27 protein-coding genes (1 of these 27 cut by a window edge) are annotated in these 26015 nt (G+C 71.7%); 9 read left to right on the forward strand and 18 right to left on the reverse strand.

From position 1 onward, the window contains the following. Window positions 1-1098, reverse strand: partial view of an amidase gene (locus tag ACFZ8E_RS26175; RefSeq protein WP_405044269.1) — the 5' portion only. The gene continues 393 nt to the left of window position 1, outside the view; only the first 1098 of its 1491 coding nucleotides appear in the window; the start codon lies at window positions 1096-1098; its stop codon lies off the left edge, out of view. 75 nt (window positions 1099-1173) lie between these two features. Next, a complete protein-coding gene (locus tag ACFZ8E_RS26180) occupies window positions 1174-1695 on the reverse strand; it encodes a DUF2244 domain-containing protein (protein ID WP_147728907.1) in 522 nt (173 codons plus the stop codon). Between the two features lie 20 nt (window positions 1696-1715). On the opposite strand from ACFZ8E_RS26180, the gene nth reads away from it, so the two are divergent. Continuing rightward, window positions 1716-2444: an endonuclease III gene (gene nth, locus ACFZ8E_RS26185; RefSeq protein WP_147728906.1), complete on the forward strand. Its 729-nt coding sequence runs from the start codon at window positions 1716-1718 to the stop codon at window positions 2442-2444. Between the two features lie 329 nt (window positions 2445-2773). Next, a complete protein-coding gene (gene purC / locus ACFZ8E_RS26190; protein WP_147728905.1) occupies window positions 2774-3568 on the forward strand; it encodes a phosphoribosylaminoimidazolesuccinocarboxamide synthase in 795 nt (264 codons plus the stop codon). On the opposite strand, the gene ACFZ8E_RS26195 is transcribed toward purC, so the two are convergent. The 4 genes from ACFZ8E_RS26195 to ACFZ8E_RS26210 form a co-directional block, all read right to left on the reverse strand. Further along, the gene (locus tag ACFZ8E_RS26195) at window positions 3516-5264 is read right to left on the reverse strand and encodes a glycosyltransferase (protein WP_405044270.1); all 1749 of its coding nucleotides are present in this window, start codon (window positions 5262-5264) and stop codon (window positions 3516-3518) included. The two genes, purC and ACFZ8E_RS26195, sit on opposite strands and share 53 nt — an antisense overlap. A gap of 2 nt (window positions 5265-5266) precedes the next feature. Then, window positions 5267-7099: a glycosyltransferase gene (locus tag ACFZ8E_RS26200; RefSeq protein WP_405044455.1), complete on the reverse strand. Its 1833-nt coding sequence runs from the start codon at window positions 7097-7099 to the stop codon at window positions 5267-5269. Between the two features lie 190 nt (window positions 7100-7289). Beyond that, a complete protein-coding gene (locus ACFZ8E_RS26205; RefSeq protein ID WP_405044271.1) occupies window positions 7290-7943 on the reverse strand; it encodes a hypothetical protein in 654 nt (217 codons plus the stop codon). Between the two features lie 17 nt (window positions 7944-7960). Next, window positions 7961-8497, reverse strand: a complete 537-nt coding sequence (locus ACFZ8E_RS26210) for an invasion associated locus B family protein (RefSeq protein WP_243938115.1) — start codon at window positions 8495-8497, stop codon at window positions 7961-7963. A 276-nt stretch (window positions 8498-8773) separates the two neighbouring features. Here ACFZ8E_RS26210 and ACFZ8E_RS26215 point away from each other — a divergent pair, with 276 nt between their 5' ends. Continuing rightward, entirely contained in the window at window positions 8774-9148 is a 375-nt protein-coding gene (locus ACFZ8E_RS26215) for a hypothetical protein (RefSeq protein ID WP_147727962.1), read from the forward strand. Window positions 9149-9355: 207 nt separating this feature from the next. Here ACFZ8E_RS26215 and ACFZ8E_RS26220 read toward each other — a convergent pair whose 3' ends face one another. The 4 genes from ACFZ8E_RS26220 to ACFZ8E_RS26235 form a co-directional block, all read right to left on the reverse strand. Further along, window positions 9356-10090: a M48 family metallopeptidase gene (locus ACFZ8E_RS26220; RefSeq protein ID WP_147727963.1), complete on the reverse strand. Its 735-nt coding sequence runs from the start codon at window positions 10088-10090 to the stop codon at window positions 9356-9358. An 85-nt stretch (window positions 10091-10175) separates the two neighbouring features. Continuing rightward, window positions 10176-11453, reverse strand: coding sequence for a polyhydroxyalkanoate depolymerase (locus ACFZ8E_RS26225; protein WP_243938219.1), 1278 nt, complete (start codon window positions 11451-11453; stop codon window positions 10176-10178). A 209-nt stretch (window positions 11454-11662) separates the two neighbouring features. Further along, the gene (locus tag ACFZ8E_RS26230; RefSeq protein ID WP_147727964.1) at window positions 11663-12739 is read right to left on the reverse strand and encodes a tartrate dehydrogenase; all 1077 of its coding nucleotides are present in this window, start codon (window positions 12737-12739) and stop codon (window positions 11663-11665) included. 42 nt (window positions 12740-12781) lie between these two features. Further along, complete coding sequence (locus tag ACFZ8E_RS26235) at window positions 12782-14080, reverse strand: MFS transporter (protein WP_405044272.1); 1299 nt, start codon at window positions 14078-14080, stop codon at window positions 12782-12784. Window positions 14081-14236: 156 nt separating this feature from the next. Between ACFZ8E_RS26235 and ACFZ8E_RS26240 the strand changes: the two genes are divergently transcribed. The 4 genes from ACFZ8E_RS26240 (at window position 14237) to ACFZ8E_RS26255 (ending at window position 17670) form a co-directional block, all read left to right on the forward strand. Beyond that, a complete protein-coding gene (locus ACFZ8E_RS26240; RefSeq protein ID WP_147859472.1) occupies window positions 14237-14941 on the forward strand; it encodes a GntR family transcriptional regulator in 705 nt (234 codons plus the stop codon). A 308-nt stretch (window positions 14942-15249) separates the two neighbouring features. After that, window positions 15250-16341, forward strand: a complete 1092-nt coding sequence (locus tag ACFZ8E_RS26245; RefSeq protein ID WP_147729039.1) for a pilus assembly protein TadG-related protein — start codon at window positions 15250-15252, stop codon at window positions 16339-16341. An 11-nt stretch (window positions 16342-16352) separates the two neighbouring features. Next, the gene (locus ACFZ8E_RS26250) at window positions 16353-17021 is read left to right on the forward strand and encodes a TadE/TadG family type IV pilus assembly protein (protein ID WP_405044273.1); all 669 of its coding nucleotides are present in this window, start codon (window positions 16353-16355) and stop codon (window positions 17019-17021) included. A gap of 16 nt (window positions 17022-17037) precedes the next feature. Then, window positions 17038-17670: a TadE/TadG family type IV pilus assembly protein gene (locus ACFZ8E_RS26255; RefSeq protein ID WP_147843509.1), complete on the forward strand. Its 633-nt coding sequence runs from the start codon at window positions 17038-17040 to the stop codon at window positions 17668-17670. Window positions 17671-17749: 79 nt separating this feature from the next. Here the strand turns inward: ACFZ8E_RS26255 and ACFZ8E_RS26260 are convergent, their stop codons facing one another. Next, complete coding sequence (locus tag ACFZ8E_RS26260) at window positions 17750-18367, reverse strand: YqgE/AlgH family protein (protein ID WP_187274848.1); 618 nt, start codon at window positions 18365-18367, stop codon at window positions 17750-17752. A gap of 64 nt (window positions 18368-18431) precedes the next feature. Continuing rightward, complete coding sequence (locus ACFZ8E_RS26265) at window positions 18432-18716, reverse strand: hypothetical protein (RefSeq protein ID WP_405044274.1); 285 nt, start codon at window positions 18714-18716, stop codon at window positions 18432-18434. A gap of 488 nt (window positions 18717-19204) precedes the next feature. Between ACFZ8E_RS26265 and ACFZ8E_RS26270 the strand changes: the two genes are divergently transcribed. Beyond that, a complete protein-coding gene (locus ACFZ8E_RS26270) occupies window positions 19205-19687 on the forward strand; it encodes a peroxiredoxin (protein ID WP_147728447.1) in 483 nt (160 codons plus the stop codon). A 108-nt stretch (window positions 19688-19795) separates the two neighbouring features. Further along, entirely contained in the window at window positions 19796-20437 is a 642-nt protein-coding gene (locus ACFZ8E_RS26275) for a DedA family protein (RefSeq protein ID WP_147728441.1), read from the forward strand. A gap of 20 nt (window positions 20438-20457) precedes the next feature. Here the strand turns inward: ACFZ8E_RS26275 and rnhA are convergent, their stop codons facing one another. The 6 genes from rnhA to ACFZ8E_RS26305 form a co-directional block, all read right to left on the reverse strand. After that, a complete protein-coding gene (gene rnhA, locus ACFZ8E_RS26280) occupies window positions 20458-20928 on the reverse strand; it encodes a ribonuclease HI (RefSeq protein WP_147728442.1) in 471 nt (156 codons plus the stop codon). Next, a complete protein-coding gene (locus ACFZ8E_RS26285) occupies window positions 20925-21890 on the reverse strand; it encodes a homoserine kinase (RefSeq protein ID WP_147728443.1) in 966 nt (321 codons plus the stop codon). Before ACFZ8E_RS26285 ends, rnhA begins: the two co-directional genes overlap by 4 nt. A gap of 114 nt (window positions 21891-22004) precedes the next feature. Next, window positions 22005-23015: a 4-hydroxy-3-methylbut-2-enyl diphosphate reductase gene (ispH, locus tag ACFZ8E_RS26290; protein ID WP_147728444.1), complete on the reverse strand. Its 1011-nt coding sequence runs from the start codon at window positions 23013-23015 to the stop codon at window positions 22005-22007. A gap of 165 nt (window positions 23016-23180) precedes the next feature. Further along, entirely contained in the window at window positions 23181-23588 is a 408-nt protein-coding gene (locus tag ACFZ8E_RS26295; RefSeq protein WP_243951666.1) for a type II toxin-antitoxin system HicB family antitoxin, read from the reverse strand. A 55-nt stretch (window positions 23589-23643) separates the two neighbouring features. Beyond that, window positions 23644-23853 carry a type II toxin-antitoxin system HicA family toxin gene (locus ACFZ8E_RS26300; protein ID WP_243951667.1) on the reverse strand — a complete coding sequence of 70 codons (210 nt, stop codon included), beginning with the start codon at window positions 23851-23853 and terminating at the stop codon, window positions 23644-23646. A gap of 210 nt (window positions 23854-24063) precedes the next feature. Then, complete coding sequence (locus ACFZ8E_RS26305; protein WP_405044275.1) at window positions 24064-25752, reverse strand: methyl-accepting chemotaxis protein; 1689 nt, start codon at window positions 25750-25752, stop codon at window positions 24064-24066. Between the last annotated feature and the right edge of the window lie 263 nt (window positions 25753-26015).

The following is a 26015-nucleotide window of genomic DNA, read 5'->3' on the forward strand; positions in this document are numbered from 1 at the left end:
GATCCGCTCGGTCCCGATCGAGCGCAGGAAGGCCCGGGTGCCGGCCCCCCCGTCGCCGCGGGTCATGTCGTAGTAGACCGCCGCCGCCGTCTCGGACTCCGGCAGGCGGCGCTCCTCGACCGTCAGGCCGGCCTCCGCGAACGCCCTCGCCGCCGCGCGCACGGCCGCCGCGATCTCCGGCGTCGGGGCCGAGGCGCCGTCGTCGTCGAAGAAGGCGAGCTTCAGCCCGCGCAGGCCAACGGTGTCCGGATCGCACAACGGCATGTCGACGATGGTGTAGTCGCGAAAATCCGGCCCGGCGACGATGGGCAGCGCGAGGGCGAGGTCGTCGACGCGGCGGGCGATCAGGCTGACGTGGAACACGCTGTTGCGGGCACCCATCGGCCGGGGAAACTGCCCGGTGCGCGGGATGCGGCCCGAGGTCGGCTTGAGCGCGGCCAGCCCGCAATAATGCGCCGGGACGCGGATGCTGCCGCCGGCATCGGTGCCGAGGCCGAGGGGCGAGCCGCCGGCCGCGACGATCGCCGCCTCACCGCCGCTGCTGCCGCCCGGCGTGCGGGCGAGGTCGTAGGGGTTGTTGGTGCGGCCGTAGACGAGGTTGTCGGTCTCCAGCGCGCCGGCGAGCTCCGGCACGTTGGTCTTGCCGAGCACGATCGCGCCGGCCGCGCGAAGGCGGGCCACCGCAGTCGCGTCGGCCTTCGGCACGTAGGCGGCCCGGCCCAGCGTGCCGCCGGTGCAGACCACGCCCGCGGTCTCCAGCGTGTCCTTGATCGTCACCGGGACGCCGTGCAGCGGTTTCGGCGCCTCGCCCCGCGCCAGGGCGGCGTCGGCAGCCGCCGCCTCGCGCCGCGCGGAGTCGGCGGTGAGCTGCACGACGGCGTTGAGCTGCGGGTTGACCGCAGCGATGCGGGCCAGATGCGCCTCGACCACCTCCGCGGCGGTGACCCGCCGGGTGCGGATCGCCTCGGCCAGCGCGCTCGCGGAGGCGGCGGTGAGCGCGTTCGTGCCGCTCGCCCGGGCGGGCGATGCCGCGAGGGCCGCAGCCGTCGCGATCCCGCCGAGCAGGGCGCGTCGGTCGATGGTGGAGGTGTCGTGCACGGGCGTCATCCGCTGGGGTGTGGGGGACGAGGCATCTTCCGTGCCGGCGAGGCCGGGAGACACGCGGCGCCCCGGTCAGTACCCCTTCTTCACCTGCGCCAGCGCGCCGGTGAGGCCGCGGGCGATGCGGGCGCGCTCGTCGGGCGAGGCGTCGCGGGCGACGACGACGTATTCCCGGCGCGAGACCAGGGTCAGGCGCTGCAACCCGAACTCCTCGTCCTCGACCTGGGTGAGCTTGGTCCAGAGCGGGTTGAAGCGCCATTGGTGGCGCTCGCCGCGGTGGCTGACGCGGGTGAGCAGGATCTCGAGCTGGGAGATCATCACCTCCTCGAAGGAGCGGCCGCGGCGGAAGCTGACCTTGAGCGCGGCGTAGATCGCCAGCATGTCGAGGCCGAAGAAGCCGGCGACCGGCCAGAAGCCCATGCGCCAGCACCACACCGAGATCACCAGCGAGACCAGGCAGCAGCCCGTCATCACCACCTTGAAGCCGGCGCGGCTCAGGGACTGGGCCGGCCGGATGGTGGCCGAGAACACCGGCCGGTCGATGGTATCGGGATCGAGGCCGTCCGGGTGGACGTGGAGGTTGCCGCTCGCCATGGGGCCAATATAACCCGACGATGCCAGCCAGGAAGCCGCCCGCCGTGAAGAAAGCCGCGATCGGGGGCACGCTCGCCCGACCGATCGTCGCACGCGCCACCCGCGCGCCCGATCCGGTCGGCCCCGAGGCCGTCGTCGCGATCTTCTCGCGCCTGCGGGCGGCCAATCCCGAGCCGCGGGCCGAGCTCACGTTCCTCAACCCCTACACGCTGCTCGTCGCGGTGGTGCTGTCGGCCCAGGCGACCGACGTCGGCGTGAACCGGGCGACCGGGCCGCTCTTCGCGATCGCCGACACCCCGGAGGCGATGCTGGCGCTCGGCGAGGACCGGGTGCGCGACTTCATCCGCACGATCGGGCTGTTCAACACCAAGGCGAAGAACGTGATTGCGCTCTCGCGCATCCTGGTCGAGCAGCACGGCGGGGTGGTTCCGCGCAGCCAGGCGGAGCTGCAGGTGCTGCCCGGCGTCGGCGCCAAGACCGCGAGCGTGGTGCTCAACGTCGCCTTCGGCGAGGCCCGCATCGCGGTCGACACCCACATCTTCCGCGTCGCCAACCGCATCCCGCTGGTGGTCGCCGCCACCACCGACAAGGTCCAGGCCGGGCTGGAGGCGCTGGTGCCCGAGCCCTTCCGCCTCAATGCCCACCACTGGCTGATCCTGTTCGGCCGCTACGTCTGCAAGGCGCGCAAGCCCGACTGCCCGAACTGCCCGATCGCCGACCTGTGCCGCTACCCGGACAAGACGGCGTGAGGGGGCGCCCCGGTGCGAGGCCTGCAAGGGGGAAGGCATCCCGTCATCCCGCCCGCCATCCCGGGGCGCCGAAGGCGAGCCCGGGATGACGAGGCGGGGGCGGGAAGCGTGCGCGCGACGGACGAACGCCGGCGTCGACCAAGGCCGAGGAAGGCGCGCCGCGCGTATCCCCCACCCGGCTAACGCGTTGTGCTGCCAGCGCGCTTCGGGTAGTTTGCGGCACGGTCGCCGGGGTTCCCAGCCATGACATGTGCCCGCGGCCCGACCTCTCCCGAGGTCTGAACGCCGCGGAATCCGCGCACGTCTCGTCGCCAAGGAGCCACGGCCCGATGGACTTCCTCAAACCACGGTACACGCCTATGAACCGCCGCCGTCGCATCTACGAGGGCAAGGCGAAGGTCCTCTACGAGGGTCCGGAGCCGGGAACGCTCATCCAGCACTTCAAGGACGACGCGACCGCCTTCAACGCGAAGAAGCACGAGATCATCGACGGCAAGGGCGTGCTGAACAACCGGATCTCGGAGTTCGTCTTCCAGCACCTCAACGACATCGGCGTGCCGACCCATTTCATTCGCCGGCTCAACATGCGCGAGCAGCTGATCCGCGAAGTCGAGATCATCCCGCTCGAGGTGGTGGTGCGCAACGTCGCCGCCGGCTCGCTGGCGACGCGGCTCGGGCTCGAGGAGGGCACCCAGCTGCCGCGCTCGATCATCGAGTTCTACTACAAGAACGACGCGCTCAACGACCCGATGGTGTCGGAGGAGCACATCACCGCGTTCGGCTGGGCGACGCCCCAGGAGATCGACGACATCATGGCGCTGGCGATCCGCGTCAACGACTTCCTGTCGGGCCTGTTCCTCGGCGTCGGCATCCGCCTGGTGGACTTCAAGATCGAGACCGGCCGCCTGTGGGAGGGCGACATGATGCGCATCGTCGTCGCCGACGAGATCTCCCCGGATTCGTGCCGGCTGTGGGACATCAAGTCCGCCGACAAGCTCGACAAGGACCGCTTCCGCAAGGATCTCGGCGGCCTGATCGAGGCCTATACCGAGGTCGCCAAGCGGCTCGGGATCATGTCGGAGAACGAGAAGGTCCAGACCGGCGGACCGCGCCTGGTCCAGTAGGGCCGTCGACGGCGCCCGCGCGCAGCCGCGCGTGGGTCGAGAGATCGGGATCGAAGCCCGGATGATAATGGGGGTCCTGCGCCAGCAGCGGCCCCCATCGCATTTTGAATGCCGCGACCTCGCGGGCGTGGCGGCTTTCGGCCTCCGGCGAGCGCCTACGGCTCGCGCCCTCGCGGTGATGCAGCACCGCGCTTGGCACCATCAGCGTGCGGTGGCCGGCCGCGTTCAGGCGCAGGCACAGGTCGACGTCGTTGAAGTCGACCGCGAAATGCGCGGCGTCGAAGCCGCCGACCGCGCGGAACTTGGCCGCCTCGACCACGAGGCAGGCGGCGGTGACGGCCGAGACCGCATGCGTCGCCCGCAGGCGCATGCCGTCGCCGGGGGCGTCCCCGGGGAAGTGCCGATGCGCGTGGGTGGCGAGGCCTCCGGTGCCGAGCACGATGCCGGCGTGCTGGATCCGGCCCTCCCCGTCGAGCAGCTTGGCGCCGACCGCGCCGATCTCGGGCCGCAGCGCCTCGCGCACCATCCGCCCGAGCCAATCCGGCCTGAAGGCCTCGACGTCGTTGTTGACGAAGGCGAGCAGCGCGCCCCGCGCCAGCGCGGCGGCCGCGTTGTTCATGCCGGCGAAGTCGAACGGCCCCGGGCAGGCGACGACGCGCACCCCCTCGCCTTCGAGGGCGCGGAAGTAGGCCAGGGTCTCGGGCGCGCGGCTGTCGTTGTCGGCGATCAGGATCTCGAGGGTCGGCCAGTCGGTGCGGGTGCGCAGGCCGTCGAGGCACGCGCGCAGCAGATCGACCCGGTCGCGGGTCGGGACGATGACGCTGACCAGGGGAAGCGGATCGGGCAGCGGATGCAGGGCCGAGACGACGCCGTCGGGTTCGCGCGCCAGCCCGGTCACGGCCCGACCAGTGCGGTCGAGGTGGCGGCGTAGGCTGGCGAGCCGGGTTTCGAGATGGGCGTCTCGCGGCCCCCGCCTTCCCTCGCCCTGAAGCGGGAGAGGGTGGGCCTCGCGCGAGCGAGGGTCGGGAGCGGGGAGCGCCGTAGCCGGATCGGTCGCTCCCCTCTCCCGCCCGCCTTCGGAGGGTCCCCTCCCCCGCAGAGGGGGGAGGGAAGACGCGCGGTCGGAAGCGAGGTCCGGCCCGATCCGAACCGACACGATCCCCGGCAGGTGCCCGATCGCGTCCGGGCCGAAGCGCTCGACGATGCGCAAGGCGGCGTCGAGGGCCGAGATCTCCGCGTCCCCGCCGGCGATCGCGCAAAGGCTCGTCCGGCGCACGGCGAGCACCGGGCCGAGCCAATCGACGGCCATCAGGTAGTCTGGATCGAAGGCCGGGCGCAGCAGCGGGAACACCGGGCCGCCGGGCGAAGCCTGGACCAGCGCGTCACCGTAGAGCGCGTGCAGGCTCGGATCGGCGGCGAAGGCGGCGGCGAAGGCCCGGCGGGCGCCCGCGACGAGCGCGTGACCCGGTGCCGTGAGCAGGCGGAGGTCGGGATCGTCGGACGGGACGGGCTCGGTCGGAAACCGGTCCAGGATCCCGGGCGGCAGCGCCAGGCGGTGATCGATGCCGACGAGGGCCGCGCATTGCTGGCGCGCGCGCAGGCGCCGGCCGGTGAGGCGGGCCCAGAGGATCGCGAAGGTCCGCCGCGGATGACGCGCCAGGGTGGCGGCGACGGCGCGCGTGCCCGAGCCAGCCATGGCTATTCCAGGTCCTCGCCAAAGGTCGTGAGCGACAGGGCGGGATGATAGAACGGATCGTGCCGGATCACGTCGCGCCAGCGCTCGGTGAAGCGGGCGGCCTCCGCCTCGAACCGGATGCGCTTGGCGCCCACCGACGGGCCGCGGCTCACCGATTCGAGGTGGGCCAGGGTGGCGGCCGGCGTCCACACCGTCTTGCAACCGGCCGCCCCGAGGCGGAGGCAGAAATCCACGTCGTTGAAATCGACCGGGAACGCCTCCGCGTCGAAGCCGCCGACCGCCCGATAGTTTTCCCGTGAAACAGCGAGGCACGCGGCGGTGACGGCCGAGACCTCGTGCGCGACCCGCATCTGCCCGAGACGGCCGGGGCTGCCCGCGGGGCGCTTGCGCAGGATGTGCCCGGCCCGCCCGCCGAGCCCGACGACGACGCCGGCATGCTGCAACGTGCCGTTCGCGTAGAGCAGCTTGGCGCCGACCGCGCCGACCTCCGGCCGCAGCGCCTGCCGGACCATCGCGTCGAGCCAATCCGGGTGCAGCACCGCCACGTCGTTGTTGAGCAGCACGACGACGGCGCCGGTCGCGGCCGCCACCCCGGCATTGACCATCGCCGAGAAGTTGAAGGGCGCATCGAACGCGACGATCCGCACCCGCCGATCGCGCCGGAGCGCGTCGTAGTGAGCGAGCACCGCCGGATCGGTCGAGCCGTTGTCGACGATCACGCACTCGATCGCAGGGTAGGCGGTCTCGTGCAGCACGCCGCGGCAGACCCGCTCGATCAGGTCGAGCCTGTCGCGCGACGGGATCACGATGCTGACGCGCGGCGCCGGCTCGGGCAGCGGCCAAAGCAGGTCGACGACGCCGTCGCGGATCGCCGGCTCGGCGGCGTCGGTGCGATGCCGGGCGAGCGCGGCGGCGCGCGGCGCGGCATCCGGCGCGGCCCCGGTGGTCTCGGCGAGGATGCGCGGGAGGTGCGCCACACGGGTCGCGCGCGCGCCGAGCCACAGGTCGAGGGCGAGCGGAAACGCCGCGATCGCCCCGGCCGGGTCTTCGGGAAGGCGCGCGAGCAGGGCCGGCGCGGCGAGCCACGGCCGGCCCTGGTAGCCGGTGGTGCGGGCGAGATCCGGGCTCCAATCCGGTTTCAGCCGGGGCGCGCCGTCGCGCAGCTCGTCGGCGTAGATCAGGTCGGCGGTGCCGATCTCCGCGAAGAGCTGAGCGAGCGCCTCGGGCCTCAGCCGGTCGCCGGCGCGGAGCAGGCAGAGGGGCGCGATTCCGAGGACATCCCCGAGGCCGCGATCGTCGCGCCAGGCCTCGTGCGCGATGCGAGGGTCGTCGGGCGTGGCCTGCAAGGCGGCGGCGTGCAGGACGATCGCGCGCCAGTCGGGATGGGTCTGCGCGCGCAGGCTCGCGAGCGTCGCGGCGAGGCTTTCGGCATCCGCGTCGGCCAGGACGAGCACGCAGATCATGCCGAACGCCCCCTTCCCTCCCCCGCCTTCGGGGGAGGGCGGAGGGAGGGCGCGGTCCGCCGCCCAATCCGAGAACCGCGCGCGCGGCGTCACCGCGCAGGTCCCGCGGAGGGTGTCGCGATAGCGGCGCTCGTCGCCGCGCAGGCGTTCGTAGAGGGCGGAGACGGCGCGGAGCGGCCGGGTCGCGAGCGCTTGCAGGAACAGGCTCGCCTCGGTGCGGCGGCCGACGCGCTCCAGCACGAAGCCGGGTCCGGCGGCGAGGCGGATCTCGCGGAGGTCGTCCGGGAGCAGGCCGAGCCAGTGGGCGCAGGGCTGCGCGACGCCGGGCAGCACCACGTCCTGCGCGCCCTCGGCGCGGATCAGGCGCAGCATCGGCCGGCGCGGCCGGGCGGTCGGCGGCTCGCGATAGGTCAGGACGACCCAGCCGCCGCGGCCGATCTCCGGCAGCACGAGGCGGCGGTCGAAGACCGGGTCGGCCGCCGGCACGCAGTGGAACGCGGTCGCGCGCCCGAGGTCGAGCCGGGCGGTCAGGCGCGGAACGGGCCGTCTCCCGGCTTGGGCTTCACTGCGCGGCGCCCGCCTCGGCCGGAGCTTCGGAGGGCGCCTCGGACGGGGCCTGGGCCACCGGCGCGCGGCGGCGGGGTTTCGGCTTCGCCGCCGCCGCCTTCGGGGCGCCGCCCAGGCCGACGACGATCTCGTAGTCGGCGCTCACGGCGGCCGGCACGGGGATGTCGTCCTCCACCACCGTGGCGAAGCCCTGGGCCTCGCCCGACCCGACCGAGACCGCGACGCGGCGGGTGCGGGTGCTGACGGTCTTGTCGTCGTGCTTGATCGCGATGGTGAAGGGCACGTCGAACCGGCCGGGCGCGCCGGAGGGGCCGAGCAGGACGCGGGCCTCGATGCCGACCTTGACCGTGATCGACCCGTCCGCGCGCCGGGTGCACTCGCGGGCGATGCGCCCGAGGGAGACCTGGCTGCGGATGCCGGCGCCGGTGGCGCCGGCCGGGTTGGTGAGCGCGGCGCCGCCGTCCGGCACGTCGACGGTCGGGCAGTTGGGCGCCTCGAGCTCCTTGGGCTGCGACGGCGGCACGGTGGTGCCGCCGTACTTGAGCAGGCTGGAGAAGATGTTGCCCTCCTCGGCACCCGCGGGCGCCGCGCCGAGCGCGAGGGCGAGCCCGCAGAGGGCCGTTCGCCCGATCCCCAAAGCCCCGATCATGCCGCGCCTCCCGATGCTCACTTCAGGCTGTCGAACCCGGCCGCGAAGCCCTTCATCGACAGCGGGATGCCGACGCCCTCTTCCGGCGTCTGGAACACGATGAAGGTCGCCTGCGTGCCGGCCTTGAACTGGCGCACGAGGCCCTCGTCCATCACCACCTCGGCGACGCAGCCGGTGGTGAGGCAGCGCACGAAGCCGGCGCGGCCGACGTCGGTCTGGTCGATCTTCAGCCCGAGGCCCGACGGCAGCAGCACGCCGAGCGGCGCGACCACCCGCAGCAGGTAGCCGCGGTTGTCGGCGGTCTTCAGCACGATGACCACCAAGGTGAGGTTCGGGCGGTCCTCGGCGGCGAGGTACTGCACCATGGCGCATTGCTCGGCCTTGGCGCCGGCCGGGGTCTCGCAGCGCAGCTGCCAGTCCTCGAAGGTCTTGCGCACCATGCCCTGCGCCTGCGCCGCGCCGCCGAGGCCGCCCAGCAGGCCGCCGGCGAGGGCCACGGTTGCCAGCGCCGACGACAGGCGCCTGACACGGTCGAAACTCCTGTGCAGCCGCACCGACGATCCCTTCACGAGCGCCCCCCCGGGCCCGTTGCGGGCGGGAGGCCTTGCCGAAAACCCGGGTGTTCCGACCATGCGGGGCCCGGCGCTGTCAAGCGAGCCGCGCCGGCGCCCGCGGCAAACGCGCGGGCCTCAGCGCCGCCTCGTCCCGCCCGGGCCCGAAACGCGGCGGCCGGACACCGTGCGGACCGAATGTTGCCACAATGCGCTATCGCCGGGACGCGCCGCGACCTAGATATCGCAGCGATGCATCATCACACGAGAGCCGGCGCCATGCGTGTCCTCGCCCTGACGGTCCTGCTGCTCGGCGCCACCGGCGTCGCGGCGACGGCCGAGCCGCTTCCGATCGGCGAGACGACCTACGTCGAGCGCTCGCTCAACCGCAGCGGCCTGCTCACGGTCGAGCATCCGCCGGTGGAGGTGAACCCCTACGGCCGCCGCAACGGCAACGCCGCCATCGCCGGCTTCTGCCGCGAGGGCGGGCTGATCCGTCGCCGCGACGAATTCGGCAACCCGATCGTCGTGCGCCAGCGCGAGCTCTGCGACAGCGTCGCCCCGCGCACCCTCGATCCCGGCGAGGTCGACCCCCGCCCGGCCTGGCCGGCGGAACGGGTCTCGCGCGAGCGGGTGCTGCGCGCGAAGGGGTGAGATTCGCGAAGCCGCACCGTTCGCCCACGCGGTTTCTCGCTCCTTCCCGTCATTCCGGGGCGCCGAAGGCGAGCCCGGGATCCAGAACCGCAGGTCGTGTTCCCGTATGCGCCGTCGCGGCTCTGGATTCCGGGCTCCGCTGCGCGGCCCCGGGATGACGGGGAGGGACCGGTGGAATGGCGCGTCCTCGGTCCGCGATCCGCACCCTCACCCGTAGCGATGCAGCGCCGTGCCGTTGCGCTTGAGCCAGGCCTCGGCCGCGTCGACCTCGGGGCAGAGCTGGCCGAGCAGCGTCCAGAACCGGGCCGAATGGTTCATCTCGCGCAGGTGCGCCATCTCGTGGGCGACGAGGTAGTCGAGCACGACGGGCGGCGCGAGGATCAGGCGCCAGGAGAAGTTCAAGGCGCCGCCGGCGGTGCACGAGCCCCAGCGGCTGCGCGTGTCGCGCACCGTGATCCGCACCGGGCCCTGGCCGAGCTTGGCCGTGTAGTGCGCCACCGCACGCGCGAGGTCGCGGCGCACCTCCCCGTCGAGGAAGGCCTGCACCCGGCGGGCGACGTGCTCGGGCCCGCAGGAGACCGACAGCACCGGCTCGGCCGCGTCGGCCTCGATCCGAGTGATGCCGCTGCGCGAGCCCCGCCGCACGATCCGGTGCGGCACGCCGCGCAGGGGCACCATCGCGCCCTCCGCGAACGGCACCCGCTCGGGCACGCGGGCGAGGCGCGCGGCGATCCAGCCGCCGTGGCTCACGGCGAAGCGCTGGGCGGTGCTGATCGCGCTGCGGGCCGGCAGGGTAATCACCACCTCGCCGGTGGCGGCCGAGACCCGCAGCGTCAGGCGCCGCGCGGTCGGGCGCCGACGCACCGCGACGCGGTAGGTCTCGCCGTCATGCACGATATCGAGATGGTCGGGATCGGGGCGTCGCAGCAGCGCGAAGGGCATGGTGCCAGTCTAGCTGCGTGGCCGCCGCCCCTCCAGGGCGGCGACGCCAGATTCCGGCGCGTTTTCGCCCCGTCGGAAGCGCCGCTCAGCTCGCGAGCTGAATCGGCGCCGCGGCGTCGGCCGGAAGCCCCTGCATCGCGCGCACGAAGGCGGCGATCCGCGGGGCGATGATCGTGCGGTAGCGCGAGCCGTTGAACACGCCGTAATGCCCGACGCCCGGCTGCAGGTGGTAGGCCTTGCGCTCCTGGGGCAGGTTCGGCGTCAGGTCGAGGGCGGCGAGCGTCTGGCCGACGCCGGAGATGTCGTCGTTCTCGCCCTCGACCGCGAGGATCGCGCAGCGGCGGATCGCCGTCAGGTCGACCGGCACGCCGCGGTGGCGCATCGTGCCCTTGGGCAGGTCGTGGTTCACGAACACCGTCTCGACGGTCTGGAGGTAGAACTCGGCCGTCAGGTCCATCACCGCCAGGTACTCGTCGTAGAACTCGCGGTGCTTCTCCGCCGAATCGCCGTCGCCCTTCACGAGATGGTCGAACATGTCGGAATGGGCCGTCACGTGCCGGTCGAGGTTCATTGCCATGAATCCCGAGAGCTGCAGGAAGCCCGGATAGACCGCCCGCCACGCGCCCGGATGGATCGGCGGCACGTAGGAGATCGTGTTGGTCTCGAACCAGGCCTGCCCGCGCTCCTGCGCCATGCAGTTCACGGCGGTGGGCGAGCGGCGGGTGTCGATCGGCCCGCCCATCAGGGTCATCGAGACCGGCACGCCGGGATCGCCCGCGGCCTCCATCACCGCGATCGCCGCCAGCACCGGCACCGCGGGCTGGCACACGGCCATCACGTGCAGGTCCGGCCCGAGCGCGGCGAAGATCGCCTTGCAATAGTCGATGTAGCTGTCGAGATCGAACCGGCCGGCGAGCAGCGGCACCATGCGCGCATCCGACCAGTCGGTGACGAAGACGTCGTGGTTCGGCAGCATCGCCTCGACGGTGCCGCGCAGCAGCGTCGCGTAGTGGCCCGACATCGGCGCGACCACGAGGAGCTTCGGTTGCGGGCTGGCCGGCGGGGTCGCGAAGGCGCGCTCGAACGCGATCACCCGGCAGAACGGCCGCTCCCACACGATCCGCTCGGTCACCGGCACGGCGACGCCGTCGACGACGGTCTCGGACAGCCCGAAGGCCGGCTTGCCGTAGCGGCGGGTGGCCCGCTCGAACATCTCGCAGCCGGCCGCCATCGAGCGGGCGTAGGGCGAGTAGGCGAGCGGGTTGGCCGGGTTCTGCAGGCCGAACCGCGCCATGTCGGCGGCCATGCGCGCCGGCGCCATCAGGAACCGCATGCCCTCGAAGGCGGTGTAGGCGAGATCCATCCGGGCCATCGAACGCTCCTTCGCCCGGACGCGGCCGTCGGGCGTTGCAGGCAACCACCTTACCCGGGCGATGGTTCCGGTGAAGGCCCGTCGCGCGGACGTGATGCGATGGTCCTCGGCTCGTTACGCGACACGGCGTGGTCGAGGCGCGGGTCCCCTCTCCCGGACGGGAGAGGGGCGGGGCGGTGCTTCCCGGCCCCCCGAACGACCTACGCGTTGTCGCCGCGGATCGCGGCGATGACCGCGTCGGTGACCTGGCGCGTGGTGGCGGTGCCGCCGAGGTCCGGCGTGTGCAGGCTCGGGTCGGCGGTGACGCGCTCGACCGCGCGCATCAGCCGGTCGGCCGCCGGCGCCTCGCCGAGATGCTCCAGCATCTGGCACGCGGTCCAGAAGGTGGCGATCGGGTTGGCGATGCCCTTGCCCGTGATGTCGAAGGCCGAGCCGTGGATCGGCTCGAACATCGACGGGTAGGTGCGCTCCGGGTTGATGTTGGCGGTCGGCGCGATGCCGAGCGAGCCGGCGAGCGCCGCGGCGAGGTCCGAGAGGATGTCGGCGTGGAGGTTGGTCGCGACGATGGTGTCGAGGGTCTGCGGCTTCATCGTCATGCGCATGGTCATGGCGTCGACCAGCATCTTGTCCCAGGTCACGTCGGGAAAGTCCCGGGCGACCTCCGCCGCGATCTCGTCCCACATCACCATGGCGTGGCGCTGGGCGTTCGACTTCGTCACCACGGTCAGGAGCTTGCGCGGGCGCGACTGCGCGAGCTTGAAGGCGTAGCGGATGATCCGGTCGACCCCGGAGCGGGTCATCATCGAGACGTCGGTGGCGACCTCGTTCGGATGGCCCTGGTGCACGCGCCCGCCGACGCCCGCATACTCGCCTTCCGAGTTCTCGCGCACGATCACCCAGTCGAGCTCCGGCCCCGACACGTGGCGCAGCGGCGAGGTGATGCCGGGCAGGATCCGGGTCGGGCGGACGTTGGCGTACTGGTCGAAGGGCTGGCAGATCGCGAGCCTGAGGCCCCAGAGCGTGATGTGGTCGGGCACGTCGGGCGCGCCGACGGCGCCGAAGAAGATCGCGTCGTGGTGGCGGATCTGGTCGCGCCCGTCGGCGGGCATCATCACGCCGTGGCGCTTGTAGTAGTCCGAGCCCCAGTCGAAGTGGTCGAACCGGAAATCGAAGCTGCCGGCCTTCTCGGCGAGCGCGTCGAGCACCTCGATGCCGGCGGCGATGACTTCGATGCCGATGCCGTCAGCGGGAATGGCGGCGATTCTGTAGGTGGTCATGATGGGTCTCCGTGGGATGCGGTGCGCGGATCGAGCGGGGTTCTAGCGCGCGGTGGCGCCGGCCGGCTCGGCCCGCCGCCCGGAACGGGCGACGACGAGCGTGAGGACGGCCGAGAGGACGAGGAGCGCCGCCACGAAGACCAGGCCGCCGGTGAAGCTGCCGGTGCGGTCCTTGATCCAGCCGATCGCCCAGGGGCCGACGAAGCCGCCGAGGTTGCCGATCGCGTTGATCGTGGCGATGCCCACCGCCGCGGCCGAGCCGGACAGGAACATCGTCGGCATCGCCCAGAGCGGGGGCTTGGCCGAGCTGATGCCGACGTTGACGAGGCTCAGGGCCGCGACGACCGCCAGCGTCGAGGCGGCGCCGCCGGCCAGCATCAGGCCGGCCGCCGCGACGAGGCAGGCGACGACCACGTGCCAGGTGCGCTCGCCGGTCCGGTCGGAATGGCGCGCCCACAGGATCATCGCGACCACCGCGATCGTCGGCGGCACGGCATTGAGGAAGCCGACCGCCAGCGTCGACAGGCCGAAGCTCCTGATGATCTGCGGCGCCCAGATGCCGAGCGTGTAGAGGCCGGCGGAGGTGCCGAAGTAGATCAGCGCGAGCGCCAGCACGCGGATGTCGGTGATCCCGGCCATGAGGCCGTGCTTGGCGTGCACCCGCTTGCCGGCGCGCTCGGCGTCCATCTCCGCGACGAGCCAGGCGCGCTGGTCGTCGGCGAGCCACGTCGCCTTCTCGGGCCGGTCGGTGAGGTAGAACAGCACGACGACCCCGAGGATCACGGCCGGCACCGCCTCGACGATGAACATCCACTGCCAGCCGTGCAGGCCGAGGAGGCCCTCCATCTCCAGGAGCGCGCTGGAGAGCGGCGAGCCGAGCAGCACCGAGATCGGCGCCGACGCCATGAACAGCGAGACCACCGCCGCGCGGTAGCGGGCCGGGAACCAGTAGGTCAGGTAGAGGATGATGCCGGGAAAGAACCCGGCTTCCGCCGCGCCGAGCAGGAAGCGCAGCGCGTAGAAGCTGGTCTCGCCTTGGATGAAGGCGAAGGCGCCCGACAGCATCCCCCAGGTGATCATCACCCGGGCGATCCACAGGCGCGCGCCGACCTTGTCGAGGATGTAGTTCGAGGGCACCTCGAACAGGAAGTACCCGAAGAAGAACACCCCGGCGCCGAAGCCGAACACCGCCGAGGTGAAGCCGAGGTCCTTGTTCATCGTCAGGGCGGCGAAGCCGATGTTCACCCGGTCGATGAAGGCGACGAAGTACAGCAGGCAAATAAACGGCACCAGGCGCCACGCGACCTGGCGCATGGTCGCCTGCTCGAGCGTGCGGTCCATCGTGTCCTCCTCGGATGGGCTCCAGCGATCGAGTCGGTCTTCAGTGCCAACTTCCATGCAAGATGGCATGTGGTAAGATATTGCAGGCGGCCGCGTCAAGCCTGCATTGCAGCCTCCATGGAAGCTGATAGGCCTGCGCCGCGGTGGGAGGTCGTGATGGTTCGGGTGCGTGCGGAGAAGGCCGAGGAGGGCGACAGGCGTCCCTCCCTCGTCGACGACGCCTATGCGGCGATGAAGGAGGAGATCCGCGAATCGCGGTTTCCGCCCGGGTACCAGGCCTCCGAGCAGGAGATCGCGCTGCGCCTCGGCATGAGCCGGACGCCGGTCCACGAGGCCGCCATCCGCCTGCAGGAGGACGGCCTCGTCCGGATCCTGTCGCGCAAGGGCATCGTCATCTGCGCGCTGGCGCCGGCCGACATGCGCGAGATCTACGACGTGGTGATCGCGGTCGAGGGGCGGGCGGCGGCGCTGATCGCGGGCCTGCCGGAAGCGGAGCGCGAAGCGGCGGCGGCGCGGCTCGCCGCCGCCACCACCGCGATGGCCGAGGCCCGGGCGGCGGGCGACCACGCGGCCTGGGGCCATGCCGACGAGGATTTCCACCGCACCCTGGTCGAGCGCGCCGGCAATGGCCGCATGATCCGGATCAACCAGACGATCAACGACCAGTCGCACCGCGCCCGCATGCTGACGCTCAAGCTGCGCCGGGAGCTCGGGGCCTCGGTCGCCGAGCACGAGCGGATCGTCGCGGCGATCCGCCTCGGCGACGCCGCCGCGGCCCAGGAGCGCGCGCAGAGCCACCGCCTGCGCGCCCGCGACGAGCTGCTTCCGCTGCTCGAGAGCTTCGGGCTGAAGCACCTCTGACCCGAATGCGGCCGTGTCCCGGCGCCGTTCGGTCCCGCCGGGGACGGAGGCGGCGGTGGACGCCCGGTCTCACGCCGTCCTTCGCGCCACCGCCGGCCCCTCGTTTCGGCGCGGAGACGATGAGATCGGGACGCGTTGCTGTGCGTTAAGCGCTTTTTTACGGTCTTCGAAAAATCGAACTGAGCAATGACGCCTCATGGACGGTCGTTCGCGCGGAACAACTTCACGTTAAATATTGCGGTTCTATACATGCACCGTGGATTGCAGGCTCGGTGATCTCGGGCCTGGGTTGCGTGTGGAGATGTCGGATGCGTCGGGCCGTGTCGCGCGCGAGACCAGCGCTGGCTCGAAACCAGAGCGGCAACGTCGTCGTGATCTTCGCCCTGAGCCTGCCGTTGCTGCTCGGCGCCGGCGGGCTCGCGATCGACTACGGCAATGCCGTCCGCATCCGCGCCGTCGCGGCCAGCGTCGCGGACGCGACCGCGCTCCTCGTCGCCAACGCCGATACGGTCGCGGCGGCGGCCGAGGGCTTCCGCCTCGCCAACGCCCAGCTCACGTCCCGCCTCGGCACGGCCAATGCGGCGAACGGCTATCAGATCAACGGCACCTGGATCGACGGCGCGAACTATCGCGTGACCATCTCGACGACGCTTCGGACGAGCCTGCTGCACCTGCTGCCCGGCATGCCGCGCCAGATCACCGTCGCGACCGCGACCACGGTCAACCGCGTCGCCCCCGTCTACGAGACGGCTCCGCCGACGGTGAGCCAGCTGTCTCCCGATGCCGCCGACTACAATCGGATCTACATCTACTGCTATTCGTCCGACCCGGCCCGGCAGGCCTCCGCCGACAAGGGCCGCACGATCCCGGTGCCGATCGCCGACAACGCGACGCCGCCGTCGGACTATTCCAAGTACAAGGCCCCGACCTGCGGCGCCAACGAGGCGCCGTCCTACATGCTGCGGAACGTCCGGAACGGGCGCAGCAACAAGTCCGCCTGGGACGACCCCAATCAAGAGGTGTATCAATACTACACCGATACGATGATCGACACCGGACTGCGCGTTCAGACGATGGGCATGAAGGGCTATCGCGTCAATTCCAACGGCAGCATGACCACGGTCAACATGGTCTCGAACCCGATCCTCGAGACGATCGTCTGCGACAACCTGAGCCAATGCCGGAACAAGTCCAACGGCGGCATCCTGCCGAACAACAACACCACCCATACGCCGGCGACCTCCACCGCGAGCTGCAGCGAAGGGAAGTACATGTATTACGGGTGGGAGGATCGGCCGCCGAGCGCGGGAAGCGATCGCGACTACGACGACATCCGCATCGTCGTCTCCTGCCCGACCACGACGAAAGTCTCCGACAAGAAGCTCCGGATCGTGGAATAGGCGTTGTTTTCATGAACGCCCGCCCGACCCGTGAACCCCCTGCCCTGAGCCCGGGAATGGTCGTCGATGCGATCCGCCATCCTCGTCATCGGCAGCGGAAGACCGGCCCGGCCCTGCGTCGCTTCCCGGCGGCGCGCGATGGAGCCAGCGCCGTCGAGTTCGCGCTGGTCGCGATGCCGTTCATCGCCCTGCTGGCCATGGTCCTGCAAACGGCCCTGCTGATCTGGGCCTCGCGCGATCTCGACGATGCGCTGCAACGCGCCGGGCGGACGATCTACACGGGAGAATTCCAGACCTCGAACGCGGGCCAGAGCGACGCCGGCACCCTGCTCGCCGCCATGAAGACCGCGATCTGCGGCACCACCGCATCGCGCGTCGTCACCGTGTTCGATTGCGACACCCTGAAGCTCGACGTGGCCCTGGGCAGCTCGTTCGCCGGCAGCACGATCCCGACCCCGTTGGACACAAAGACGCGCGACTGGTCCAAGGGCTTCGGCTCGAACTATGCGTGCGCGCAGCCCGGATCGATCGTCGTCGTCACCGCGGCCGTCAAGCAACGCGTCGCGTTCGGCTTCCTCTACGCGAGCCTGCCGAGCTTCGGCGACGGCTCGCGCCTGCTTCAATCCACGGCGGTGTTTCGAACCGAACCCTATGACACGTCTTCCAGCAAGAGCTGCTAGGCCGAGGAACCGGGCGATGCTGCGGACGGCCGATCGGCCGGCATCGTCGTCCGGCTTCGGATCCGATGCCCGCGGCGTCTCGGCGATCGAGTTCGCGCTCGTCCTTCCGATCCTGCTGACGATCTCGCTCGGCATCTCGGAATTCGCGCGTGCGATCGACCATTACCGGAAGGTCACGCTCCTGGCGCGGACGGTCGCGGATCTCACCGCGCAGGGCGACGCCGCGACACCGATGGCGACCGCCACGATGACCGACATCCTGGCCTCGGCCAAGCTCGTCCTCACGCCCTATGCCAGCGGCTCGGCCAGCATCGTGGTCAGCGCGCTCGGCGTGTACGCCGACGGCGGCGGCCAGCGTCCCAAGGTCTGCTCCAGCTACGCCACGAGCAACGGCACGGCCCGCGGGCTCGGGACGGCGGCCGACCTCACCGTTCCCGACGGCTTCCAGATCGGCGGCATGCGCTACGTGCTGGCCGAGGTGAGCGTTCCCTACGCGCCGCTGCTCGGCAGCAACCTGATCCGCTTCGTCGGCGGGGCCAACAACCAGTTCACGTTCAAGGCCAACGTGCCCTGGCCGGTCCGCGGCGGCCAGCCCGCCAAGTCGACCTACAACGAGGTCGTCATGCCCGGCGGCAAAGCCTGCACCTGACGAGGCTTGCACCTGAGCGCGCCTCGCCGATCTGCAAGGCGCGCGACAGCCGGCCCTTCGCGCGGGCGGGACCGCGCCGTCAGGCCCGGCCCATGCTGACCGAGAGCATTGCCGGGTCGATGCCGTTGCCGCGCAGCGCCCGGTCGTACTTTCCGGCGAGGTCGGCGTGGAAGATCAGGTCCGGGTCGGCCGGGCAGTTGAGCCAGCCGTTGGCCATGATCTCGCTCTCGAGCTGGCCCGCCTGCCAGCCGGCATAGCCGAGCGCCAGCACGGCGCTGGCCGGCCCGTCCCCCGCCGCGATCGCGCGCAGGATCTCGACGGTGGCGGTGAGGCAGATGCCGTCGTCGATGATCAGCGTCGACTGGTCGATGTGGAAGTCGTCGGTGTGGAGCACGAAGCCGCGCTTGCCCTCGACCGGGCCGCCCATCAGCACCGGCATGTGGCCGACCCGCTCGCGCAGGCGGATCGCGTCGGCCTCGCCCGCCACGTCGAGCTGCACCAGGAGGTCGGGCATCGACAGGTCGGTCACCGGCTTGTTGACGATGATGCCCATCGCGCCGTCGGCGGAGTGCGCGCAGACGTAGATGACGGAGCGGGCGAAGCGCGCATCCGTCATCCCCGGCATCGCCACGAGGAACTGGCCGTCGAGGTAGGCGGGATCGCCGGAATCGGGCATCGGTATCGAAGGCCTGGGCATCCGCGCATGCTACGCTCCGCCCCCCCGATGTCCAGCGGACAAAACGCCGTGCGGGTGTCGCCGGTCACGCGGGCGGGTCGCGCTCCGGCGTCGCCCGGTCCGGCAGCGCTCTCCGCCCTTGGGCGGTCGCCGGCGCCGAAGCGAGCACATGAGCGAGCACGCGCGCGCGCAGCAGCGGGTCGTCGATCCCCTGCCACAGGCGAAGCAGCTCCGCCGTGTCGCCGAGCGGGCCGCCGAGCGGGCAGGCGCGCGGGTCGTCGAAGGCGGAGACCGGGATCGCGAGGGACCGGGCGATCTCCGCCAGCCTGGCGGCCGCTCGGCCGGAACCTGCGACGGATTCGGAACCCATGCGCATCACCGATCGAATGATCGGAAATCAGTTTTACAGTCGGCCATGCGGTCAGCGTAACCGATCTACGTCCGACAAAAACTATCGGATGATGGCACGACAGCTCGATGTTTTCGGGCCGCGCGTCAAACCCGTATCGAGGACGGATGAATTCGCATCGCGATCTCGCGACGACGGTCGATGCCTGCATCGCGGCGCAGGCGGCGGTCGAGGCGGCGGGGACGCCGGAGATGCGGACCCTCGTCCGCATCCTCCTGTTCCGGCCCAGCCGGGAGCTGGCGCGCCTGGAGCGCGCGCGGGCGAAGGCGGTGCGCCGAGGCGCGCGGCCCGAACCGGCGACCGCATCCCGATCCCGCGGCGCCATCCCTGCGATCACCCTGGCGATCGCCCTTGCGCGCGCCGCCTCGCTCGACAGCCCCCGCGGGCCGCGCTACGTCACCGCCGATCCGAAGCGGCGCGATGCCGCGATGCGCGAGGAACGGTCCAACATGACGATTCAGGTCGGCGATCACCTGCCCCAGGCCACCTTCCGCATCACCGGCCCCGAGGGCCCCCTCGCCAAGACCACGGACGACGTGTTCAAGGGCCGCCGCGTCGTGCTGATCGGCGTGCCGGGCGCCTTCACCCCGAGCTGCCACCGCAACCACCTGCCGGGCTTCGTCAACAACAAGGACGCGATCCTCGCGCGCGGCGTCGACGCCATCGCGGTCACCTCGGTCAACGACGTGTTCGTGCTCGACGCGTGGTCGAAGGCCAGCGGCGCGGAAGGGCTCGAGTTCCTCGCCGACGGCAACGGCGACTTCGCCAAGGGCCTCGGCCTGGAGATGGACGGCAGCGGCTTCGGCCTCGGCATCCGCTCCAAGCGCTACGCGATGCTGGTCGAGGACGGCGTGGTGCGCGTCCTCAACGTCGAGGAATCGCCCTCGAAGGCCGAGACCTCGAGCGCCGAGGCGCTGCTCAAGGTGATCTGATCCCGGCGGGGACGCCCTTGGGAGGGCGCGCCGGCCGAGGCCGGACATGCGCCCTCGAATGGCCACCTTCCCGTTGCGAATTGCGGCCCGATCAACCTCAGGGGCCGCATGTCCTTCCTGCACGAACTGCCGATCGCCGACCTGATCGCGTCCTACGGCTACGTCGCGATCTTCGTCATCATCACCCTGGAGAGCGCCGGCGTGCCGATGCCGGGCGAGACCGTGCTGATCTCCTCGGCCGTCTATGCCGGCAGCACCGGCAACCTCAACATCGCGCTGATCATCGCCGCCGCGGCCGCCGCCGCGATCATCGGCGACAACCTCGGCTACTGGGTCGGCCGGCGCTGGGGCATGCCGCTGCTGCTGCGCTACGGCCGCATGATCGCCCTCGACCACGGCCGGCTCAAGCTCGGGCAGTACCTGTTCCGCGAGCACGGCGGGAAGATCGTGTTCTTCGGCCGCTTCACCGCGATGCTGCGCGCCTACGCGGCACTGCTCGCCGGGGTGAACCGGCTCGATGCCCGCCGCTTCATGCTGTTCAACGGGCTCGGCGGCCTCGCCTGGGCGACCAGCATGGGGCTGGGCTCCTACTATTGCGGCCGCTCGATCGAGCAGATCGCCGGCCCCGTCGGGCTGGCGCTGCTGGCCCTGGTGATCTTCGGCGGCCTGGCCCTGTGGCTGTTCGTGCGCCGCCACGAGACGCGGCTGCTCGCCGAAGCCGAGCGCGCGATCCCCGGCCCGCTCGCCTGAGGGGCGCGGGTCCTCCCCCCTCAGCGGCGGGTCTTGAACGGCGCCATCGCGGCCACCGCCAGCGCGTCGACGCGGTTGTTCAGCGGGTCGCTGGCGTGGCCCTTGACCCAGTGCCACTCGACCGTGTGGCGGGTGCGCGCCGCGTCGATGCGGCGCCACAGGTCCTCGTTCTTCACCGGCTTCTTGTCGGCGGTGCGCCAGCCCCGCGCCTTCCAGCCGTGGATCCAGCTGGTGACGCCCTGGCGCAGGTACTGCGAGTCGGTGAACACGTCGACGCGGCAGGGACGCTTGAGCGTCTCCAGCGCCTCGATCGCGGCGAGCAGCTCCATGCGGTTGTTGGTGGTGTGCGCCTCGCCCCCCGAGATCTCGCGGCGCGTGTCGCCGTAGATCAGGATCGCGCCCCAGCCGCCGGGGCCGGGATTCCCCGAGCAGGCCCCGTCCGTGTAGATCTTGACCCGGGTGGGGGCCGCGTCGGTCGCCGCCTCGCTCATCGCGACCATCCGTAGGCCGAGGCGTCCGCGGCCTGCCGGTGGAAGCTCAGGCGGCGGTCGTACTCGCGCGGGTCCTTCGGCTGCACCAGGGCGCCGGGCGGCACGTTCAGCCAGTCGACCAGCCGCGTCAGCATGAACCGCAGCGCCGCGCCGCGGCACAGGATCGGCAGGGCCTCGATCTCGGCGGCCTCCAGCGGGCGCACCGCCTCGTAGCCGGCGATCAGCGCCGCGCCCATGTCGCGGTGGTAGGTGCCCTCAGGAGAGAAGCACCACGCGTTGAGGCAGATCGCGAGGTCGTAGGCGAAGGCGTCGGTGCAGGCGAAGTAGAAGTCGATCAGCCCCGACAACCCATCGCCGATGAAGAACACGTTGTCGGTGAAGAGATCCGCGTGGATCACCCCGCCGGGCAGGTTCGCCGGCCAGCGCGCCTCGAGCAGGGCGAGGTCGTCGCGGGTGCGCGCGGCGAGCCCGGGCGCGACGCCGTCGGCCTGGCGCTCGGCCTGGTCGAACAGCCCCCGCCAGGCGCCGACCGAGAGGCTGTTGTCGCGGCGCATGCCGAAATCGGCGCCCGCCGCATGGAGCCGGGCCAGGGCGCGTCCGAGCTCGGCACAGTGATGCGCGGTCGGCGCCTTCACCGAGACCCCGTCGAGGAAGCTGACGATCGCCGCCGGGCGGTCGCACAGGGTGCCGAGCGCCGTGCCGTCGCGGTTGCGGATCGGCTGCGGGCAGGCCAGCCCGCGGCTCGCCAGGTGCTCCATCAGGCCGATGAAGAACGGCAGGTCGCCGGCCCGCACCCGCTTCTCGTACAGGGTGAGGATGTAGGCGCCGCCGGTGGTGTGCAGGAAGAAGTTGGTGTTCTCGACCCCTTCCGCGATGCCCTTGTAGGAGAGCAGCCCGCCGATCTCGTAATCGGCGAGGAAGTCGGTCAAAGCCGCGTCGGATACCTCGGTGTAGACGGCCACGGCGCTTCTTTTCTACGGATCTTCAGATCAATCGGCACGCGACGATGTTCCCCGCCGGCCCGAGCCGGCGAGACGGGCGGGCGATGGCACCCGCCGCCCAAAGTCGCAGAGAACCTACTCGGCGGCTTCGCTGCGCAGCTCGCGCGGCAGCGGGAAGACCATGTCCTCGACCACGGTCTGCACCGTGTCGACCGTCACCGTGTAGCGGGCGGCGAAGGCGTCGATGATCTCCTCGACCAGCACCTCGGGGGCCGAGGCGCCGGCGGTGAGGCCGAGCTTGGTGATGCCCTCGAAGGCGGGCCAGTCGATCTCCTCGGCGCGGAGCACGAGGCGGGTGATTGGGCAGCCGACGCGCTCGGCGACCTCGCGCAGGCGCTGCGAGTTCGAGGAGTTCGAGGAGCCGACGACGATCAGCGCGTCGACCAGCGGCGCGATCTGCTTCACCGCCTCCTGGCGGTTGGTGGTGGCGTAGCAGATGTCGTCCTTGTGCGGCCCGGTGATGGTCGGGAACTTCGCCTTCAGGGCCGCGACGATGTGCAGGGTGTCGTCGACCGACAGCGTCGTCTGGGTGACCCAGGCGAGGTTGTTCGGGTTCTCGGGCTCGAGCGCGGCGATCTGCTCGAGGTCCTCGACCAGGGTGATCGAGCCCTTGGGCAACTGGCCCATGGTGCCAACGACCTCCGGGTGGCCGGAATGGCCGACGAGGAGCACGTGGCGGCCGCGCTTGTGGTGGATCTCGGCCTCGCGGTGGACCTTGGTCACCAGCGGGCAGGTGGCGTCGATGGTGATCAGGCCGCGGGTGTCGGCGTTGGCCGGCACGGTCTTGGCCACGCCGTGGGCGGAGAAGATCACCGGCGCCTCGCCGTCGGGGACCTCGTCGAGCTCGCGCACGAACACCGCGCCTTTGCGCTTCAGGCTCTCGACCACGTACTTGTTGTGCACGATCTCGTGGCGGACGTAGACCGGCGGCCCGTAGATCGCGAGCGCGCGCTCGACCACGTCGATCGCCCGCACCACGCCGGCGCAGAAGCCGCGGGGGGCTGCGAGCAGGATCTCCAGCGGCGGCTTTGCTGCGGTTGCGGACGCCCCGTCCGAGGCGGTGTCGAGATTCGTGATGGCGCTCATGATCCGGGATGTGGCGAGGAGGGGCCCGCCCTGTCAACCGGGCGGCCGCGGCAAACCCGCCGCGTGGGCACGCGCTATAGCACGTTTGCCGGCGCGGGTGACCCCCGGAGCCGGCGTTCGTCGAAGGGTGGGGATTCGGGGGCGCTGCGCGGGTCGCGTCGGGCTTCAGGTCCCGGCGCCGACGAGCCGCGCCTTGGCGGCCGAGGCGAGAAAGCCGGACCGGGTCTCGCCGGCCGAGGCGGCCGCGCGATCGATCCGCTTCAGCAGATTCTCCTCGACCGAGATGTTCACCCGCACGGCGCGCCCGGGGAGGTCGACGTCGATGAGGGCGACGATCGCATCGGCGCTGTCCTCGCGGAACACGGGATCGCAGCGTAGAACGTCGAGCGAGCGGATGCCGGGGATCGGCTCGCCATCCTCGGCCAGGCCGCCGACATGGAAGGCCAGCATCTCGGCCGCCTTCACGTAGAGCGTGTCGAGGTCGTCCGCGCCGGTGGTGGCGCCGGGGAAATCGGGGAACGAGGCGCCGTAGTTTCCGGCCTCGCCGTGGATCAGCATGACGACACGGGCCATGGGCGGTGCTTCCCGTCGGGCCGACGATCCGGCCTCGTCCTCGAAGGGGGAGGCGTCACCACACCCACCCGGCTTGCCGATACACGCTTCGCAGCGGGCCGATCGCCTGCTCGCGCCGACCGGCATCCACAGTCACCCGTCCCGGCCTGGTCGGATGCTTGAGCTGGACATGGTCGCCCGGGCCCTTCCGCGCGATCCCCCATCCGTCGGCTTCGAGGGCGGCCAGCAGGTCGCGGGTCTTCGAGAGGCGGACGCGAGGCGGCATGGCGATCCCGTCCGGGTCGCTCGCTGCGGCCGCAGCGCGGTCGATCCGCGGGCCTGCAAGCCGGATTATAAGCGTCGCCCGTCGCTTGCAAGCTTGTGTATGGCAAGCGCGCGTGCGGACGGCGCGATCGGCAGCGCGCGCCTGCCGTCCGACCTTCGTGACCGCGCGTCCCGCAACCGGGACGCGACCGCCGCCCCCTCCGGCCCCGCCTCAGGCGGCGCGGAGCGAAGCCAGCATGCGGCTCATCTCGGCGTTGAGGTGCTCGGACTGGCGCGACAGCTCGGTGGCGGAGGTCAGCACCTGCGAGGCCGCGGCGCCGGTCTCGTCGGCCGCCGCCGCGAGCCCGCCGATGTTGGCCGTCACCGCCCCCGTCCCGGAGGCCGCCTCGCCGACGTTGCGCACGATCTCCTGGGTCGCCGCGCCCTGCTCCTCCACCGCCGCCGCGATCGAGGCCGACACCCCGGAGATCTCCCGGATCCGTCCCGCGATCGCGTCGATCGCCGCGACCGCCTGGCGGGTCGAGTCCTGGATCCGCCCGATCTGGCTGCCGATCTCGCCGGTGGCCCGCGCCGTCTGCGCGGCGAGCTCCTTCACCTCGGCCGCCACCACCGCGAAGCCGCGGCCGGCCTCGCCGGCGCGCGCCGCCTCGATCGTGGCGTTCAGGGCGAGCAGGTTGGTCTGCCCGGCGATCGACGAGATCATCGCCACCACGTCGCCGATCCGGGCCGCCGCCTCGCTCAGGTCCTGCACCACGGCCGCCGTCTGCGCCGCCTCGGCCACCGCCCCCTGCGCCAGCGCCGAGGAGCCGCCGACCTGCCGCCCGATCTCCAGCACCGACGAGCCGAGCTCCTCGGCCGCCGCCGCCACCGTGTTGACGTTCGAGGCCGCCTCCTCGGCGGCCATCGCCACCGTCGTCGACTGCGATGCCGTCTGCGTCGCGGTCGCCGTCATGCTCTGCGCCGTCGCCTGCAGCTCGGTCGCCGCCGCGGTCACCGTCGCGACGATGCCGCCGACCGAGCGCTCGAAGGTGTCGGCCATCTGCCGCATCGCGGCCTTGCGCTGCGCCTCCGCGCCGGCCCGCGCCAGGGCGGTCTCGCTCTCCAGCGCCCGCATGCGCAGCAGCGCAGCCTTGAACACCTGCACCGCGTCGGCGATGCGGCCCATCTCGGTGCGCGTGCCCTGGAGCGGGATCGCGGTCTCGAGGTCGCCCTCGGCCAGAGCCTGCATCGGCCGGACGACGTGGTCGATCCCGCGGCCGATGCCGGCGATCAGCAGCACGGCCATCGCGACCGCCAGGGCCAGGGCCGTCCCGAGGGCCGCGACCATCCAGAACCGGGTGCGCGCGACGGATGCCGCGGCGGACGCTTCCGCGCGCGCGGCGCCCTCCGTGTTGAGGGCGATGATCCTCTCCAGGGCGATCGAGGCGTTGCGGCGCGCGCCGATCCCCTTGCTCTGGTAGGCGAGCAGCGCCTCGGCCTTCTCGCCGGCGCGGGAATGGGCGAGGATCGGCGCCTCGGTGGCGGTGAAGGCGCCCCACTCGCGCAGGAAGGTCTCGTACAGCGCCCGCTCCTCGGGCTGCGCGATGCCGCGCGCGTAGGCGGCCATCCCGGTCTCGATCGCTTGGCCGCGCTGGGCGATGTCGCCCTCGATGGCGGCCAGCGCCTTCGGCTCGGTGGTGAGCATGTGCCGCAGCAGGCTGGTGGTGTACCGCCCGGTCAGCGCGTCGAGGGCGCCGGCGTCGCGGACGTTCGGCAGCCACCGCGTCTGCACGTCGACCAGCCGTTCCTCGACCGTCGCGATGCCGGACAGGCCGGCGAGCCCGAGCCCGAGCACGAACAGGGTCAGCGTCGCGAAGGCGGCGACGAGCCGCGTGCGGATCGAAACATTTCTCAGGGACACGCGCGACTCCGGGAATAAAGTCTTCATGGGCTTCGGCGCCCGAACATTTGCTCGCAATAAAGTATAGGTGGCCCGCGTTAAGGAATACAAAAGCGCAACCCCGATCCGTGCCCGACGCCCGGGGGACGGCGTTCCGCGCCGGCCGTTCCGGCGGGCCCGCGCGCCGCCGCGGGCCGGCCGGGTGACGAACGGCACCCGCAAGGCCCTCGCGCCTCCGCGCCGTCCGCGGTAAGGGCAGGACGTCCCGTCCTCGCGATCAGGCG

Source organism: Methylobacterium sp. HMF5984, assembly GCF_045033435.1.
Classification (GTDB): Bacteria; Pseudomonadota; Alphaproteobacteria; order Rhizobiales; family Beijerinckiaceae; genus Methylobacterium.

What these genes read in the sequence shown, in the direction of transcription:
- ACFZ8E_RS26180 (WP_147728907.1), bottom strand. Translation starts at nt 1,695, where the DNA reads ATGGCGAGCGGCAACCTCCACGTCCACCCGGACGGCCTCGATCCCGAT.
- nth (WP_147728906.1), top strand. Translation starts at nt 1,716, where the DNA reads ATGCCAGCCAGGAAGCCGCCCGCCGTGAAGAAAGCCGCGATCGGGGGC.
- purC (WP_147728905.1), top strand. Translation starts at nt 2,774, where the DNA reads ATGGACTTCCTCAAACCACGGTACACGCCTATGAACCGCCGCCGTCGC.
- ACFZ8E_RS26195 (WP_405044270.1), bottom strand. Translation starts at nt 5,264, where the DNA reads ATGGCTGGCTCGGGCACGCGCGCCGTCGCCGCCACCCTGGCGCGTCAT.
- ACFZ8E_RS26200 (WP_405044455.1), bottom strand. Translation starts at nt 7,099, where the DNA reads ATGCTGCGCCTGATCCGCGCCGAGGGCGCGCAGGACGTGGTGCTGCCC.
- ACFZ8E_RS26205 (WP_405044271.1), bottom strand. Translation starts at nt 7,943, where the DNA reads ATGATCGGGGCTTTGGGGATCGGGCGAACGGCCCTCTGCGGGCTCGCC.
- ACFZ8E_RS26215 (WP_147727962.1), top strand. Translation starts at nt 8,774, where the DNA reads ATGCGTGTCCTCGCCCTGACGGTCCTGCTGCTCGGCGCCACCGGCGTC.
- ACFZ8E_RS26220 (WP_147727963.1), bottom strand. Translation starts at nt 10,090, where the DNA reads ATGCCCTTCGCGCTGCTGCGACGCCCCGATCCCGACCATCTCGATATC.
- ACFZ8E_RS26225 (WP_243938219.1), bottom strand. Translation starts at nt 11,453, where the DNA reads ATGGATCTCGCCTACACCGCCTTCGAGGGCATGCGGTTCCTGATGGCG.
- ACFZ8E_RS26230 (WP_147727964.1), bottom strand. Translation starts at nt 12,739, where the DNA reads ATGACCACCTACAGAATCGCCGCCATTCCCGCTGACGGCATCGGCATC.
- ACFZ8E_RS26235 (WP_405044272.1), bottom strand. Translation starts at nt 14,080, where the DNA reads ATGGACCGCACGCTCGAGCAGGCGACCATGCGCCAGGTCGCGTGGCGC.
- ACFZ8E_RS26240 (WP_147859472.1), top strand. Translation starts at nt 14,237, where the DNA reads ATGGTTCGGGTGCGTGCGGAGAAGGCCGAGGAGGGCGACAGGCGTCCC.
- ACFZ8E_RS26245 (WP_147729039.1), top strand. Translation starts at nt 15,250, where the DNA reads ATGCGTCGGGCCGTGTCGCGCGCGAGACCAGCGCTGGCTCGAAACCAG.
- ACFZ8E_RS26250 (WP_405044273.1), top strand. Translation starts at nt 16,353, where the DNA reads ATGAACGCCCGCCCGACCCGTGAACCCCCTGCCCTGAGCCCGGGAATG.
- ACFZ8E_RS26255 (WP_147843509.1), top strand. Translation starts at nt 17,038, where the DNA reads ATGCTGCGGACGGCCGATCGGCCGGCATCGTCGTCCGGCTTCGGATCC.
- ACFZ8E_RS26260 (WP_187274848.1), bottom strand. Translation starts at nt 18,367, where the DNA reads ATGCCCAGGCCTTCGATACCGATGCCCGATTCCGGCGATCCCGCCTAC.
- ACFZ8E_RS26265 (WP_405044274.1), bottom strand. Translation starts at nt 18,716, where the DNA reads ATGGGTTCCGAATCCGTCGCAGGTTCCGGCCGAGCGGCCGCCAGGCTG.
- ACFZ8E_RS26270 (WP_147728447.1), top strand. Translation starts at nt 19,205, where the DNA reads ATGACGATTCAGGTCGGCGATCACCTGCCCCAGGCCACCTTCCGCATC.
- ACFZ8E_RS26275 (WP_147728441.1), top strand. Translation starts at nt 19,796, where the DNA reads ATGTCCTTCCTGCACGAACTGCCGATCGCCGACCTGATCGCGTCCTAC.
- rnhA (WP_147728442.1), bottom strand. Translation starts at nt 20,928, where the DNA reads ATGAGCGAGGCGGCGACCGACGCGGCCCCCACCCGGGTCAAGATCTAC.
- ispH (WP_147728444.1), bottom strand. Translation starts at nt 23,015, where the DNA reads ATGAGCGCCATCACGAATCTCGACACCGCCTCGGACGGGGCGTCCGCA.
- ACFZ8E_RS26295 (WP_243951666.1), bottom strand. Translation starts at nt 23,588, where the DNA reads ATGGCCCGTGTCGTCATGCTGATCCACGGCGAGGCCGGAAACTACGGC.
- ACFZ8E_RS26300 (WP_243951667.1), bottom strand. Translation starts at nt 23,853, where the DNA reads ATGCCGCCTCGCGTCCGCCTCTCGAAGACCCGCGACCTGCTGGCCGCC.